The 15375-nt window shown below is 62.8% G+C and carries 11 protein-coding genes and 1 pseudogene; 6 read left to right on the forward strand and 6 right to left on the reverse strand.

What is annotated here, in order from left to right:
* Window positions 1–24: 24 nt before the first annotated feature.
* From J2046_RS22930 to J2046_RS22955, 6 genes and pseudogenes are all read right to left on the reverse strand, one after another.
* Window positions 25–1542 (reverse strand): AMP-binding protein, encoded by a 1518-nt coding sequence (locus tag J2046_RS22930; protein WP_210055843.1) that lies wholly within the window; start codon window positions 1540–1542, stop codon window positions 25–27.
* Complete coding sequence (locus J2046_RS22935) at window positions 1535–2047, reverse strand: (2Fe-2S)-binding protein (RefSeq protein WP_210055844.1); 513 nt, start codon at window positions 2045–2047, stop codon at window positions 1535–1537. Before J2046_RS22935 ends, J2046_RS22930 begins: the two co-directional genes overlap by 8 nt.
* Window positions 2035–2862, reverse strand: a complete 828-nt coding sequence (locus J2046_RS22940; RefSeq protein ID WP_210055845.1) for an FAD binding domain-containing protein — start codon at window positions 2860–2862, stop codon at window positions 2035–2037. Before J2046_RS22940 ends, J2046_RS22935 begins: the two co-directional genes overlap by 13 nt.
* A complete protein-coding gene (locus J2046_RS22945; protein ID WP_210055846.1) occupies window positions 2859–5825 on the reverse strand; it encodes a xanthine dehydrogenase family protein molybdopterin-binding subunit in 2967 nt (988 codons plus the stop codon). The genes J2046_RS22940 and J2046_RS22945 overlap by 4 nt, the downstream gene beginning before the upstream one ends.
* A gap of 103 nt (window positions 5826–5928) precedes the next feature.
* A pseudogene (locus J2046_RS22950) lies at window positions 5929–6781 on the reverse strand (AraC family transcriptional regulator).
* A gap of 117 nt (window positions 6782–6898) precedes the next feature.
* Window positions 6899–7564: a GntR family transcriptional regulator gene (locus J2046_RS22955; protein ID WP_233470215.1), complete on the reverse strand. Its 666-nt coding sequence runs from the start codon at window positions 7562–7564 to the stop codon at window positions 6899–6901.
* Window positions 7565–7827: 263 nt separating this feature from the next.
* Between J2046_RS22955 and J2046_RS22960 the strand changes: the two genes are divergently transcribed.
* Genes J2046_RS22960 through J2046_RS22985 form a run of 6 tightly spaced genes read left to right on the forward strand, consistent with a single transcriptional unit; the run spans window position 7828 to window position 15375 of the window.
* On the forward strand, window positions 7828–9093 hold the full coding sequence (locus J2046_RS22960) for a M20 family metallopeptidase (protein WP_233470216.1): 1266 nt from the start codon (window positions 7828–7830) through the stop codon (window positions 9091–9093).
* A 21-nt stretch (window positions 9094–9114) separates the two neighbouring features.
* Window positions 9115–10665: an ABC transporter substrate-binding protein gene (locus J2046_RS22965; RefSeq protein ID WP_210055851.1), complete on the forward strand. Its 1551-nt coding sequence runs from the start codon at window positions 9115–9117 to the stop codon at window positions 10663–10665.
* A gap of 60 nt (window positions 10666–10725) precedes the next feature.
* The gene (locus J2046_RS22970; RefSeq protein ID WP_210055944.1) at window positions 10726–11673 is read left to right on the forward strand and encodes an ABC transporter permease; all 948 of its coding nucleotides are present in this window, start codon (window positions 10726–10728) and stop codon (window positions 11671–11673) included.
* Window positions 11666–12490 (forward strand): ABC transporter permease, encoded by an 825-nt coding sequence (locus J2046_RS22975; protein ID WP_210055853.1) that lies wholly within the window; start codon window positions 11666–11668, stop codon window positions 12488–12490. Before J2046_RS22970 ends, J2046_RS22975 begins: the two co-directional genes overlap by 8 nt.
* A gap of 10 nt (window positions 12491–12500) precedes the next feature.
* On the forward strand, window positions 12501–14132 hold the full coding sequence (locus tag J2046_RS22980; RefSeq protein ID WP_210055855.1) for an ATP-binding cassette domain-containing protein: 1632 nt from the start codon (window positions 12501–12503) through the stop codon (window positions 14130–14132).
* A gap of 22 nt (window positions 14133–14154) precedes the next feature.
* Window positions 14155–15375 (forward strand): M20 family metallopeptidase, encoded by a 1221-nt coding sequence (locus J2046_RS22985; RefSeq protein WP_210055857.1) that lies wholly within the window; start codon window positions 14155–14157, stop codon window positions 15373–15375.

Genomic DNA, 15375 nt, shown 5'->3' on the forward strand with positions numbered 1-15375 from the left:
TAGATCTGGCGGCGTTCTGGCCGCTCACTGGTGTTCGGGAATGCGTTCCTCGGTGTATTCGCCGGCCACCAGAAGGCGGCGCAGGAGCTTGCCAACTGGGGATTTCGGAATTGCTTCGACGAAGACGAAGCGGCGTGGGCGGCGGAAATTGGCAAGGCCGGAATCGCGGCAATGTCGGTCGAGGTCCTCGGCCGTGACGGCGCCGCGTCGCTTGACGAAGGCGACGACGATCTTGCCCCAGCGCTCGTCGGGCAGGCCGACGACTGCGACTTCGGCGACGCCCTCATGCAGCGACAGGCAGCTTTCGACCTCGACCGGCGAAACGTTCTCGCCGCCGGTGATAATCATGTCGTCGGCCCGGCCGGTGACGAAGAGATCGCCGTCACGGTCGACGAAGCCGGTGTCGCCGGTAAAGTACCAGCCGCCGTGAAGTGCCTTGGCGTTTGCGTCGGGCCGCTTCCAGTAGCCCTCGAAGGCTTCGTCGCTCTTCATCAGCGCAATAATCTCGCCTTCCTCGCCGACGGCCGCCCGTTCGTCCGGGTTGCGGCTGCCAAGCTTCACGACACGGATCGTCTGGTTGATCCCGGCACGGCCGGCGGAGCCGGGTTTTGCTGCCGCCGTCTGCTCGATCGTAAAGGTGTAGATTTCCGACGAACCGTAGTGGTTGACGAAGAGCTCAGGCCGGAAGGTCTGGTCCAGCCGCTTCAGCAATCCGTCGGTCATCGAGGCGCCGGCATAGCCGAGCTTGCTGACGGAGGCGACGCGCTCGGGCGAAAAAGCCTCGTGATGCACGAGGTCGTGGTAAAGCGTCGGCACCAGGTAAAGATTAGTGATCTTCTCCTGCTCGATCAGGTCGAGCGCCTTTGCCACGTCGAAGCGCGGCAGGCAGACGAAGGTGCCGCCGATCAACGAGGATGCGATCAGTGAGCGCACGCCCATCGTATGATAGAGCGGCATGACGCCGAGCGTGCGCTCACCATGCCGATAGAGGTTCTGAGCCACATGGGCGAGGGCTCCGGCGCGTTCGGCGCGGTGCCGGCGCGGCACGCCCTTCGGCTTCGAGGTCGTACCGGACGTATAGAGCATCAGCGACCAGTCTGCGGCGTCCGCCACAGGTACGATATCCGGAGCGCTGCCCTCCATGAGGCCGGACAGCGCATCAGCGGTGAACCGTGGCAGGTTCTGCGCGAGGCGCGACAGGCGCACGGCCTCTTCCGTCGAGGCTTCGTAGAACACGGCTTTCGCGCCGGCATCTGCGATGCCGAAGTCGATTTCGTCGGCCTTGGCCCGCCAGTTGAGCGGCGTGACGATCAGGCCGAGGAACTGGCAGGCCCAGTGCAGCGACGCGTTTTCCCAGCGATTCTGCATGGCAGTGAGCACATGGTCGCCCCGTTTAAGGCCGGTCTCGTCGAGTGCGGCAGCAAGCGCCGAAATCCTGCTGTACCAGCCGCTATAGGTCAGTCGCATATCGCCGTCGACGATCGCGAGCGCATCCGGGTCGCGCTCGACGCTTGCGAGGAAGCTGGTTCCAAGGTCAAGCATTCGGTGTCTCCTCCTTCCGTTGTTCCTCCGCGGCGTCAAGCGCCGCCTCGATGATGGTCGCGTAGCCCGTGCACCGGCAGAGATGACCGGAGAGGTGCTCGCGAATTTCTTTCCGGCCCGCGTCCGGGCGCTCGCGCAAAAGGGCGTCGAGCGACATCAGAATTCCGGGGGTGCAAAAGCCGCATTGGAGGCCGTGGTGGTGGCGAAAGGCCGCCTGGAGCGGGGAGAGCACCGCCGGGTCGGTCACCAGCGCCTCCACGGTGCGGATGTTGCTGCCGCGGATCTGCTGGGCGAGTGTCAGGCAGGCCCGCGCCGGCTTTCCGTCGATCTGCACGGTGCAGGCGCCACATACGCCATGCTCGCAGCCGACATGGGTGCCGGTGAGGCCGATCTCGTGGCGCAGCAGGTCCGAGAGCAGCATACGGTTTTCGACCTCGGCGCGGACCATTCGGCCATTGAGTGTGAAGTGGACCAGGTGCCTCTGGGCAGCGTTTAGGTGCGGCATCGGCTTGCCTCCTTAAGCGCCTCGCGGCCGAGGCTGCGGACCAGTTCGCGTCGATAGCGTGCGCTTGCATGGATGTCGTCGCGAGCGTTCAGGGACCAGGCGATGTCGTTGATCGCATCGTCGAACTGGTCGTTGTCGAGCGCCGGCAGCCGGCAGACGCGCGGCCGGTCGTCGACCCCTGCAATGCCGAGCCGCAATCCATCGTCGTCGGCGATGGCGGCGCAGGCGACGATGGCGAAGTCGCCATGCCGGCGCCCGATCTCGCGGAAGGAACAGCCCCAGCCGGGCCGGGCCTTTGGAAAGTGCACGGACTCGATCATCTCGTCCTCGGCAAGGTCGGTGGCCATCATGCCGATGAAGAAGTCGTCCGCCTTGACCTTGCGCCTCCGGCTGCGGCTACGCAGGCTGACGGTACCGCCGAGTGTCACCAGTGCGAGTGGTAATTCCGCACTGGGATCGGCATGCGCGACCGAGCCGCAGACCGTGCCGCGCGCCCGCGTCTGCACGTGGCCGAGCCAGGGGAATGCCGCGGCAAGGAGCGGCAGGTGCTGCGAAAGGTCGGGCTGGGCTTCCAGTTCCGCTTGGCGCACGCCCGCGCCGACGACGATCTCGTCGCCTGATGTCTCGATCTTGCGCAACGGATCGAGCCGCATGATGTCGACGAGCAGGCCGGGACGGGCGAGCCGCATGTTGAGCATCGGCACCAGCGACTGTCCGCCGGCGATCACGCGCGCCTCGCCGCCGCCTTCGGCCAGCGCGGCAAGGGCCTCCTCCAGCGTTTCCGGACAGAGGAAGTCGAAGGACGCGGGCTTCATCGGCGTCTCCTGAACAGAGTAGAGAGGCGCTTTTTCAGGCCGATGGCGTCGGAGGCGCTGCCGGCGTGGCGGGCGAGCGCCTGGAAAAACTGGCCGATCACCACGCGCGCTGCGCCGTCGAGCAGGCGTCCGCCGACCGAGGCGACCTTGCCGCCGATCGCCGCCTCGTAGCGATAGTCGATGCGGGTGCCGGTGGTGGTTTCGGTCAGCGTGACGCGACCCGTGCCACGGCCGGAGCCGAGCGCGCCTTCCGTGCCGCCGGAGAGCGTAACGGCTTCCGGCTCGACCATGTCGGACAGGCGGATGTCGGCGCGGTAGCGGCCCTTGACCGGCCCGATGCCGAGTGTGACCTCGGCGCGGAAATGCGTGTCGGAGACCTTCCGGACCTCGTGCGCACCGGGGATGATCGCCTTCAGCGTGTTCGGGTCGAGCAGCATCGCCCAGACAGAATCACGGGTGGCGGTAACCTCAGCCGAGCCCGAACCCGTCAGCATCCGCTCACCCGAGGCGCCGGTGGCGGCCGGGGTCGGATCTCGCGGCTTAGACGGCGGTCGCTCCTCGCCATAGAGCCATTCGCTGACCCGGCTCGGCGACAGTGGCAGCTGAATGTCCTCGACGCCGAGCGCATCGGCGACGGCGTTGGCGATGCAGACGGGCGTCGACATGCAATTGCCCTCGCCGACGCCCTTGGCGCCGAGCGGTGTGAACGGCGAGAGCGTCTCGTGATGGAGGATCAGCGGCTCCGGCGTCTCCATGACGGTCGGGATCAGGTAGTCGGCGAGCGTGCCGGTCAGGAAGCTGCCATCGCCGCCATAGGCATACTCCTCGTAGAGCGCGGCGCCGACGGCCTGGGCGAAGCCGCCGCGGACCTGGCCATCGACCATGCCGGGATGCAGGATGCGGCCGCAGTCGTGCATCGTCACATAGCGGTCGATACGCACCTGGCCGGTCGTCCGGTCGATCTCCACGCCGCAGAAATCGAAGATGAAGCCGTGGCAAAGCGACGAGTTGATCCCGTCCGTTGCCGTCGGCGCTTCGAGCTGCTCCGGCGTCCAGAAAACAGTCTCGCGGATCGTCTGGCCTGTTCCATCCGGCAGGGTGCCGGGCGCCCAGTGGCTTGCCGCAGCTACACGCCCGAAGGAAACGGCATTGTCCGGGTTGTTGCGATCAAAGAGTTTTCCGGCCCCGAAGTCCACGCTGTCCGCCGTGACATTGAGCTGCGCGGCGGCGATCGCGGCAAGACGGTCCCTGATCCGGTCCGCGGCAAGGGCCGCGGCGCCGGCGACGGCAGCAGCAAACCGGCTTGCATAATTGCCCGAGGCGATCGACCAGGCGTCGCGTGCCGTGTCGAGTTCGGCGTTGACGCGCACCGCCTCCAGGGAAAGCCCGAGCCGCTCGGCGACCACCTGCGCGAGAACGGTGCGGTGCCCCTGGCCCTGCGGTACGGAGGCGACCTTGACAGTGACGGAGCCGAGCGGATCGATGGCGATCGTCGCGACAGCTTGCGCGCCGTTCTTCGGACCCGCCTTCGCCCGTTCCTCCGGCGTCAGGACCGTCGTGATGTAGCTCATGTTGGAAACGCTTGGTTCGACCACCGCCGCATAGCCGATGCCGTAAAGCCGCCCTTCGGCGCGCGCCTCGTCCCTTCGCAGCCGCATTGCCTCAAGGCCGCCTTCGCCTAAGGCCCGATCGAGTGCGACACGGTAGTCGCCCGAATCGAGCAGCCCGCCGGTCGCTGTGCGATAGGGAAAGGCGTCGGCCGGAACGAGGTTGCGGCGAATGACGTCGAGCCGGTCGAGGCCGAGCTCGACGGCGATCTTGTGCACCAAGCGCTCGAGCGCGAAATAGACCTGCGGTCCGCCGAAGCCGCGGTTCAACCCAGTCGGTGTCTTGTTGGTGAGCACCACGCGGTTGCGGATCGCGACGTTTTCGATCGCGTAGGCGCCGGTCATATTGCCGTGCATGCGGTAAAGCGTCGCCGGCTCCGGTGCGCGCAGATGGGCGCCGCAATCTTCCAGTTGATCCCAGAAAAGCGCGGTGATGCGGCCGTCGGCGGCGACGGCGGCTTCCAGCGCCGTCACGCGATTGGTTGCCGAGACGGACGCCGTCAGATGTTCAAGCCGGTCTTCGATCCATTTCACCGGCCGTCCGGCGACGCGTGCGGCGACGGCGGCAAGGATGACATAAGGAAAGACACCCTGCTTGATGCCGAAGGAACCGCCGGAATCGGGCGGTGTGCGCAGCCGCATGCGGTTGCCGGGCACGTTCAGCGCACGTGAAATCACCGCATGGATCGAAAATGGACCCTGAAAATTCGCCGTGACGTCATAGGCATCCTCGCCCGGATCGTATTCGGCGATGACGCCGTAGGTCTCGATCGGCGTGCAGGAATTGCGCGGATATGCGATGCGGATGGAAATGCGGTGCGCAGCTGTGGCAAGAGCCGCCTCCGGGTCGCCGTAACGAAAGATGCGCTCGTTGATGAGGTTGGTGCCGAGCGACGGATGGAGGACCTGAGCGTCTGCTGCAAGCGCCTTTTCGGGATCGACGACGGCGGCCAGCTTCGCGTAGTCGACCTCGATCAGGTCGAGCGCATCCTCGGCGACATAACGGTTTTCGGCGACGACGAGGGCAACGGGTTCGCCGACATAGCGCACCCGGTCGCGGGCGATCGGCCAACATTCGACATTGGCCTTGACCCCGACCGTCATGCTGCGGGTGAGCCGCGCCACGTCCTCACCGGTCAGCACGGTAAATACACCGGGCAGCGCGCGGGCCGCAGTCGTATCGATCGCCCTGATTTCGGCATGACCGTGCGGCGAGCGCAGGATTGCCAGATGCGCGGTGTCGCGCCGGACGGGCAGGTCGTCAATGTATCGGCCGCGGCCGGTCAGAAGTCCGGCATCTTCGACCCGTTCGACGGTTCGCCCGATCAGGGCTCCCGCCGTCTCCAATCTCGTCATTCGCTCCTCCCGCACCCGTCCGTGATGGGTGCCGTGGCGCGAATGGTGGAGAAGGGCGGGCGATCAGGCGATACCGAGGCGTATCAGACCTTACCGAGGAGTCTCAAAATCCTGGGGCCGAGAGCCGGGTGACGCTACGGAAGATGCTCGGTGAGGATCCGGCATGATCGTGAAAAAAGCGCGAAAAATGCGCCGGGACAGAAAAGCCGAGCCGGTCGCTGATCGTGGCGAAGCTGTCCCTCCCGTCGGCGACGGCCGCGACAGCCTGTTCTAGTCGCTGCACATTGAGGAAGACGCGCGGGGTCACCCCTGTCGACGTTTCGAACAGTCGGAAGAAATGCGCGCGAGAGACCGACGTCGATTGCCAATCGGTCGAGATCGGTGATCTCTCCCGGTGACGCCTTCATTCGCTCGACGGCATTACGGATGCGGAAGTCAGGCACGGAGCGCGATGCCAGGTCGCGGATTGAATTCGGCACCGCACGCCACTCGGCGAAACGCTCGATGAGGGCCGTCATCAGCTCGCCAAGAAGAGTCTCGTGGGCTTTGCTGCTGTTCGGCTCCTGTACCATGGCCTCCGCGAGCGTGCGGGTGCGCGAACGTATGCCCGGCGTGATTAAGCCTACATTGGAGGCGAAAAAATCGGGCGCATGACTCGCGGCCCAGTTCGGTCGGAAATGACCGAGCCATTGCGGTTCAATATAAAGCGCAAGGATCACCGTCTTCGCGCGCGTCTGGTCGTGCGCATAGGCATGCGGCTCCCAGGCATTGATGAGAACGGCGCTTTCGTCGGTGAGCGGCACGAGTCTGTCGCGCACGGAAAACTGCGTATTGGCGCCCTCGACCTTCAACAGGACATGGCAGTGCGGGTGCGCATGCCACACCAGGGGTCGATCCATATCCAGCAGCGCCACTCTCCCGAAGCGGCCACGTGCGATGCGCAGAGCATTCGACATTGCTCAATTATTGGACATTTCCTAGAAACTACAAGCCCGGCAGGATCTCTCAAGGCCGCTGCTCGCCAGGTCTCTTCAGGATACCTCTTTGTACTCTAGACGTTGTCAATCGCGCGCTTAACGTATCTCGTTGACGTATCTGTGGTTTTGCGTCGTTGCGCGGTGCGCTGAAATCAGGACGGGCACGGCCATCTGGTCATACGCCACTTCATCGATCGTCAGCACAGCTGCCGGGAGTTTAAGATCCAGCCATCGCGCATCGATGTCGGTTGCGAGGTCGGCGCCGATCTGCTCGCGGATCGCGGAGATGCGAATTCCGTATTTATCGAGCAGGTGAAGATAGAAGAGCGGCGGGATGTCCTCCTTCCGATCCGGAAAGTCCGGAACCCGCTCAACAGGCAGCGTCAGTGTTTCGTGCATGATGGGCCGGTCGTCGACGCTTCGATAGCGGTGAAAACGAACAATCGACGCATCTTTTGCGATCTGTAGCTTGTCGGCGTCACTGGCGGATGCCGTCGCGAAGTCAAGCGACGTCACCGTTGTCACCGACTTGCTGAGTGATCCGTCGAGACCATGAAGACGGAAATACTGGAAGAACAGTCTCAGGCTGTGCTGGGGCTTGCGGCCGGTGACGATCGTCCCGGTCTTGCGGCGTCGGCTGAGCAGACCGTCGTTCGTGAGGTCCATCAAGGCGCGGCGGATGGTTCCGACGGCGACGCCGTAGGTTTGTGACAGGGCCACTTCACTGGGCAGGACGGAGCCGGGCTCCAGCGTCCCGATCATGATCGCTTCAGTGATTTGTCGCTTTACCACTTCGTAAAGCGGCAACGACAACTCGGTGAGCCGCGGTGCGTCTGATGAAATGTTAGGCGATTGTGGCAATCATTTGCCTCTTCTTTGGAGTTGACACACGGTCTTTGTCTACGCAGTATTACTATATAGTTTATATTAATGTGCAAGCTGAGAGGCTTGTGCTGGGGTCCCCCGGGGGGTGCGCTATGATCGATCAGCAACCTGCTTCGCCGCAAGGCTCCTTGATGTCTGCCATGGCAGCGATTGACCGTGATGTCGAGATCGCCTTGCAGGCTTTGGCGCGAATGGTCGCGATCGACACATCTTTCCCCCCGGGGCTCGGCTACGATGCCTTCGCCGACCTGATGATGGAACTGCTGACGTCGTTGGAGTTCGAGTTCCAGCGCATTATCGTGCCGCGTGAGCTGTGGCATGTTCCGGGGGGGCCGGCTGCGGGGGAGCGCACCAATCTGATGGCGCGCCGTCAAACCGGGCAACCGGTCTGCGGCCTTTACTACCATGTCGACACGGTCCCCGTCGCACCTGGCTGGACACGTGATCCTCTTTCGCTGACGATCGAAGACGACAATCTTTATGGGCTTGGCGTGGCGGACATGAAGGGTACGATCGCCGCGACGCTTCTGGCGCTGCATGCGGCCCAACGCTGCGGGGTGGCGTTGGCCTATGATCCGGTTCTGCTTTTGTGCACCGACGAGGAGGGGGGACTTTATCCCGGCATTCGTTATCTGGCCGAACAGCGGCTTCTTGAAGGCCACATCCTCAACTTCAACGGCACGGCCGCGCCGCGTATATGGGCGGGTTGCTTCGGCATCTTCAATCTTCAGGTGACGATCACCGGTCATGCCGTTCATGCCGGTGAGGGTAACCGAACTGGCACCGGCGTCAACGCCATCGAGGGTGCGTTGCCGATTCTAAACGCGCTCACAGCCTTGAAGTCGGGCGTCGCCGCGCGAGCCTCCAAGCTCGCCCCGCCGCCGCATGCCACGGGACCGTTGCGCCCGCAGTTGACGATTTCCGCCATCCACGGCGGCACTGCGGGCGGACAGGTGCCGGCCGAGATCAAGATCCTCCTCAGCCGCCGTTATGCGCCAGAAGAAGCCTTTGAGGAGGCGCGAGCGGAGATCGAGGCGGTTGTCCGCGGTTGTATCGACGGTAGCGAGCTCGGGCTCGCCATCGATCTGGTCGGACATCTTATTCCCACTGACGATCCCGAAGGCCCGCACTGGCCGCGATGGCAAAAGGCGCTGTCGCTCGGCTTCGGCTATCAGCCGGAGGATTTCCGTAAGTGGGGCGCTGCGAGCTGTTCCGATTTTGGCTACGTCCAGAAGGCAGGTTTTGGTCCGGAGGTGCTTCTCGGTGGATTGGGCCGGCCGGAAAGCTGCATCCACAGCCCGGAAGAACATACGACCCGCCAGGATATTATCGCGCTCGCCAAGAGCATTCTCGCCTATCTCTCGGCAGATTTTGCCGCAGACGCCATTCCTGAAAACCGCACCTAGAACATCAAAGGGAACTCGAAAATGCTGGAAATGAAACGCCGCTTCTTCCTTGCTGGCACTGCCGCCGTCCTCGCCGCACCGTCGCTGAGTATCGCTCAGGCAGCAACCCCGGCCAAGGGCGGCACGCTGCGCATCTCCGTCGACCAAGCGGCAAGCGTCATTCATCCGCTTCTGACCCGCGTCAACCCGGAATATTTGGTGACTGAGCTGCTCTATAGCAACTTGACACGCCTCAAGGTCGATATGTCGATCGAGCCGGATCTCGCCGAAAGCTGGGCCGCGAACGATGGTCTGACCGAGTGGACTTTCAAGCTGCGCAAGGGCGTCAGCTTCCACGACGGCTCCGCGTTCACGGCCAGTGACGTCGTCGCCACCTTCAAGGCGATCCTCGATCCTGCGACCGCTTCCCCGGGGCGCAACAATGTCGGCCCGATCTCCGATGTCGTTGCCGTTGACGATACGACGGTTCTGTTCAAGCTGTCAGGTCCGTATGCCGACCTCCCCGTCGCCATGGCCTACACCAACGCCCGCATCATCCCGGCCGCGATCGCGACCGGCGACCTGAAGAGCCTTTCTACCAAGGCGGTCGGCACCGGCCCGTTCAAGCTCGTTTCCTATGAGCCCGATCGCCTGATCGTCGTTGAGCGCAACACCGACTACTATGATCCGGCGCGTCCTTATCTCGACCGCATCGAGGTGCAGGTCTTCCCCGACATCTCTGCAGAAGGTTCGGCCCTGATTGCCGGCGATGTCGACATCATCTCGACCATTCAGCCAACCGAGTTTCTGCGCATCGACGGGACGGACGGCATTGATACGTTGCGCACGCCATCGGGCCAGTTTTGCAACATCAACTTCGGTTGTGACACCGCACCGTTCAACGACGCCCGCGTCCGCAAGGCGATCGCGCTTACCGTGGACCGCGAGGCGATGGTCGGTTTCGTCACCGAGGGCTTCGGCACGCCCGGTAACGACACGCCCCTGAACGCGTCCTACCAATTCTTCAAGGGCGTCAAGCAGCGCGAGCAGAACATTGCCGAAGCGAAGAAGCTGCTAGCCGAGGCCGGACATGCAAACGGCCTCGAACTGACCTTGATCGCTTCCGACCGGCCTGCTGTTCGCACGCAACTTGCTGTTGCCTTGCGCGAGATGGCCAAGGAAGCTGGCATCACCATCAATGTCCAGACCATGCCGCACGCGACTTACCTCGAACAGGTCTGGAAGAAGGGCAGCTTCTACGTGGGTTTCTACAACATGCAGCCGACCCCGGACGGCATCTTCAAGTTGCTTTATACCTCCGATGCGTCCTGGAACGAGACGCGTTGGAACAACAAGGCTTTCGACGCGCTGGTCGCCGAAGCCCGCGGGACGGTCGATCCAGCCAAGCGTACCGAGCTCTATACCAAGGCGCAGGAAATCATGAACGAGGACGTTCCCTCGATCATCCCGTCCTTTTTCGACGTGCTGGCAGCCAAGCGTAGTTGGGTACAGGGGTTCGAGGCGCACCCGCGTGCGTCGGTATTCCGCCTTGATCATGTTTCGCTTGCCGACAAGGCGCCGAAGCGCGGCTGATTTGTCAATGTCACCGGACGCCCCGCCGGGCGTCCGGCCCCCTTGCCAAGGAACACGCTCCTGTCTGCGAACTACATAGCCAAGCGATTGGTGATGATCGTCTACACGCTATTCGTCGTGTCGCTCATCGTCTTCGCCATCACTCAGATCCTACCAGCCGATGCAGCCGTCATGATGTTGGGCGAGAACGCCACCAAGGAGGCACTCGATGCGCTGCGTCAGACCATGGGGCTCGATGCTCCCGTCTGGCAGCAATATGCAACTTGGCTCTGGCACGTGCTGCAGGGCAACCTTGGTACTTCGCTTCGCACAGGCCAGCCAGTTGGCCCGGCGATGTTCGAAGCGCTCGGGCGCTCGCTGCTTTTGGCAGTGTTCTCCATCGGTCTGATGCTGATCCTTGCCGTTCCGCTTGGGATCATTGCTGCCATTCGCCGGGGCAAGGTTGCCGACATCGTGGTCAGCCTCGTCTCCTACGCCGGTGTCGCGCTGCCGGAATTCGTTACCGCGACGATTGCCGTGCTCATCTTCGCCGACTGGATGAAGTGGCTGCCGCCGACTGGTTATGTGCCGCTGACGGAAAACTTTGTCGACGGCATCGTCCATCTCGTGCTGCCGGTCTGCGTCATCTCGATCATTCTCATCGCCCACGTCTCGCGCATGGTCCGCTCTGAGCTGGTCGACGTGCTGCATACGGATTATATTCGCGCTGCCCGGTTGAAGGGCATTTCATCGGGCCAGGTTCTTCGTCGCCATGCGCTGCGCAATGCGCTCCTGCCAACTATCACTATCGTGGCCCTCGATGTCGGGTACCTACTCGGTGGCGTGATTGTCGTGGAGGAGATCTTCGCGATCCCGGGGATCGGCCGCCAGCTGATCGTCGCCATCCAGGCGCGCGACCTGCCGGCCATCCAGGCAGGCGTGCTGATCATGGCCGCCACCTATTCAATCGTCAATTTCATTGCCGACATCCTCTACGCCTGGCTCGACAAGAGGATCCAGTATGACTGAGTTCATGAAACGTCTCCTGAAGACGCCGCAGGGCGCCATCGGCATCTTGCTCGTGGGACTCGTCATGCTGGTCGTCGTCTTCGGTCCGATGGTCGCACCGCACGACCCGGAAGCTCTCTCGCCGCTCTCCCGCTACAAGGGGCCGAGCCTTTCCTATTGGCTCGGAACCGACCAGTATGGCCGCGACATCTTCAGCCGTCTGCTGATCGGCGCCCGCGCCACTGTCGTCATGGCCGTGCTCGCCACAATCGCGGGCACTTTGATCGGCGCTCTGATCGGCACCGCGTCCGCCTTCCTCGGCGGCCGCGCCGACGAGCTGATCATGCGCACCATCGATGCTGTCATGTCGATCCCGAGCCTGCTCTTTGCTTTGCTGGTGGTGAACCTTCTCGGCTCCAGCACGATCAACGCGTTGATCGCCGTCGCCATCGCCTTTGCACCGGGCATGGCACGCATCACCCGCAGCGTCGCGCTCTCCGTCCGCAAGCAGGACTACGTCAACGCGGCCATCGCCCGCGGCGAAAGCTCCGCCTATATCATCCGCCGCGAAATGCTGCCGAACGTCGTTGCTCCGATCATCGTCGAAATGACCATCCGCGTCTCGTTTGCCGTGATGCTGTTCGCGACCTTGAGCTTCCTCGGTCTTGGTGCCCAGCCGCCGGCGGCCGAATGGGGGCTGATGGTCTCTGAAGCGCGCCGCTACATGCACTTGAGTGCCGGCATCCTGATCTGGCCGAGTGTGGCGATCGCCATCGTCGCTGTCGGCTTCAACCTTCTGGGCGACGGGCTTCGCGATGCCCTCAATCCGCGAACCTGAGGTAGACATTATGACCAATACAGAAGATTGCCCGGTGCTTGCGATCGAAAACTACTCGCTGGATTACGAGACCGCGAACGGTCCGTATCACGCGCTGAAGACCATCAATCTCGCCATCAAGCGCGGCGAAATTCTCGGGCTCGTCGGTGAATCCGGGTCCGGCAAGACCTCGCTTGCGTGGTCGATCATGCGCTACCTGCCGACGAATGCGCGCGAACCCGGTGGCAAGATCCTGCTTTGCGGCGACAACCTGCTGGAAAAATCCGAACGCCAGATGGAAACGTTTCGCGGCCGGCGCATCAGCATGGTGTTTCAGGATCCGAGCACATCGCTCAACCCGACGCTGTCGCTTGGTACCCAACTGTCGGAAGTGCTCGTGCGCCATCGCGGGCTGACACGTCAGCAGGCGTGGAAGGAGGGCGAGGCATTGCTGGCGCATGTGGGCCTGAAGACGCCGGCACAGATGATGCATCGCATGCCTCACGAAGCGTCGGGCGGCGAAAAGCAGCGAGTCGTTATCGCCTCGGCCTTCGCCTGCAACCCACAATGCATCATTTTCGATGAGCCAACCACGGCGCTCGACGTCATCACCTCGCGCCAAATCCTCGACCTTTTTGTAGAACTGCAAGCCGAGACCGGCGTCGCGTCACTTTATATCTCACACGATCTCGCGCTGGTCGCACGCACCGCCAGCCGTGTGGCGGTCATCAGGCGCGGGGGTATCGTCGAGCAGGGCAGCGTCCGCGAGATCTTCATCAATCCGCAGCAGGCGTACACCCGCGAATTGATCGCCGCCGTTCCCGATCCCGCCCATCGGCTGGTGAAGGATGATGTCGTCGCGACTGACGAACCACTGGTGAAGGTCGAAAACGTCAGCGTCTATTTTGGCCGCAAGCCGTTCTTCGCAGCCTTGACCGGCAGGAAGATGGACCGTGTCACCGGCAACAACGCCATCAACCTCGTCGTCAATGCGAGCGAAATCCTCGGTATTGTCGGTGAATCCGGTTCGGGTAAATCGACGCTCGCCAAGGCAATGACCGGCCTTAATCGCTTCGAGGGTAGGATTTGGTTCGACGGGCGCGAGATCTGCAGCTCGTCCGACATGGACAATGCTTACCGAAAGGACGTGCAGATCATCTTCCAGCACCCGGATGCATCGCTCAATCCGCGTCAGAAGATCTCGGAAATTCTGTCACGTCCGCTGAAACTGTTCGGGAATGCCACCGATCTCGACAAGCAGATCGGCGACATGCTGGAACAGGTACGCCTGCCGCGCACCCACGCGAACCGCTATCCGCACCAGCTTTCGGGCGGCGAGAAACAGCGTGTGGCGATAGCCCGCGCATTTGCTTCCAGACCGAAACTCGTCATCTGCGACGAGATCACCTCGGCGCTCGACGTCTCGGTGCAGGCCTCGGTCGTGGAGCTTCTCTTGGAATTGCAGAAGGCGAGCGGTACGGCCTATCTCTTCATCACCCACGACCTCAACCTGATCCGTCAGATCGCCCACCGGATCGCCGTCATGTATCGCGGCGACCTGATCGAGGTGGTGAAGGCCGATGAGATCGATAACCCTGACCGGGCGGACTATACCCGCCGCCTGATCGAGGCGGTGCCGCGCGCCGCTGCCCAATATCAATGACACCGCATCAAGGAGCATGACAATGGACCCGAAGTCCCTGCTGGACCGGATCGACGAAAAGGCCTGCCTCGATTTCCTGTCGATGATGGTCCAGCACAAGAGCCACTCGGAGACCGAGGGCGAGAAGGATCTCGCCCGCTTCATGGCGAAAGAGCTTGAAAAGATCGGCGTCGAGGCCGAACTTCAGGCCTTCGACGAAGGCCGCCGTTTCAACACGATCGGCCGCCTGAAGGGGCAGGGCGGCGGCAAGAGCCTGCTGTTCAACGGCCATCTTGATACCAACCCGGTCACCGAGGGCTGGACGGTCGATCCTTATGCCGGCCTTGTCGACGACAAGTTCATCTATGGCATCGGCGTTTCCAACATGAAGGCGGGCGATGCTGCCTATTTCTGCGCCGTAAAGACGCTGCTTGACGCCGGCATCAAGCTGAAGGGGGATGTGATCCTGACCTTCGTCGTCGGCGAACTGCAAGGCGGCGTCGGCACGCTTGCCGCAATCAAAAGCGGCGTTAAGGCCGATTACTTCATCAACAGCGAGCCGAGCGACCTCGTCGCGGTCACCATGCATGCTGCAGCGCTGAGCTATGTGATCGAGCTGACCGGCGACACTCGCCATCTGTCGAAGCGGGAGGAATCAGTTGACGCCATCGCAGCGGCTTGCGACATCATCCCGCGCATCAACGCGATGACTTTCAGCGGCGCCAGGAGCGATGTTCACCGCTCTGTCAACCGCGGCCATGTCGGCGTCGTCCACGGCGCGCTCGGTCGCAATCTGGAAGAGTGGCGTCCGCCGCAGGTGGCCGATTTCGTCCGGCTCAAGGGGTCGTGCCGTTATGCTCCGGGCCAGACGCAGGAGGGTGTTCTGGCCGATCTGGACAAGGAATTGCGCGCGCTTGAGGGCCGCTTCCCGGGCCTCAAAGCCAAGCTCGTTCCAGAAATGATCGAAGGCCGTCCGCTGATGCCGCCCTTTGAGGTCTCTCCGGATTCGCGCATCGTGAGGTCGATCAACGCCGCTTACGAAGCCGTCCGCGGCCAAAAGCAGCCGACCGGCGCGATCACCCCGACACGCTTTTACGGCACCGATGCCGGCCACCTCTATCATGAGCTTGGCATGGAAGGCATCGTCTGCGGTCCGGGCGGTCGTTACAACACAATGCCCGACGAGCGTGTCGACATCGTTGACTTCCTCGACATGATCCGCGTCTACATGCTGACCATCCTCGATATCTGCGAGGCAGTCTGA

The sequence above is a fragment of the Neorhizobium petrolearium genome, assembly GCF_017873175.1.
Classification (GTDB): domain Bacteria; phylum Pseudomonadota; class Alphaproteobacteria; order Rhizobiales; family Rhizobiaceae; genus Neorhizobium; species Neorhizobium petrolearium.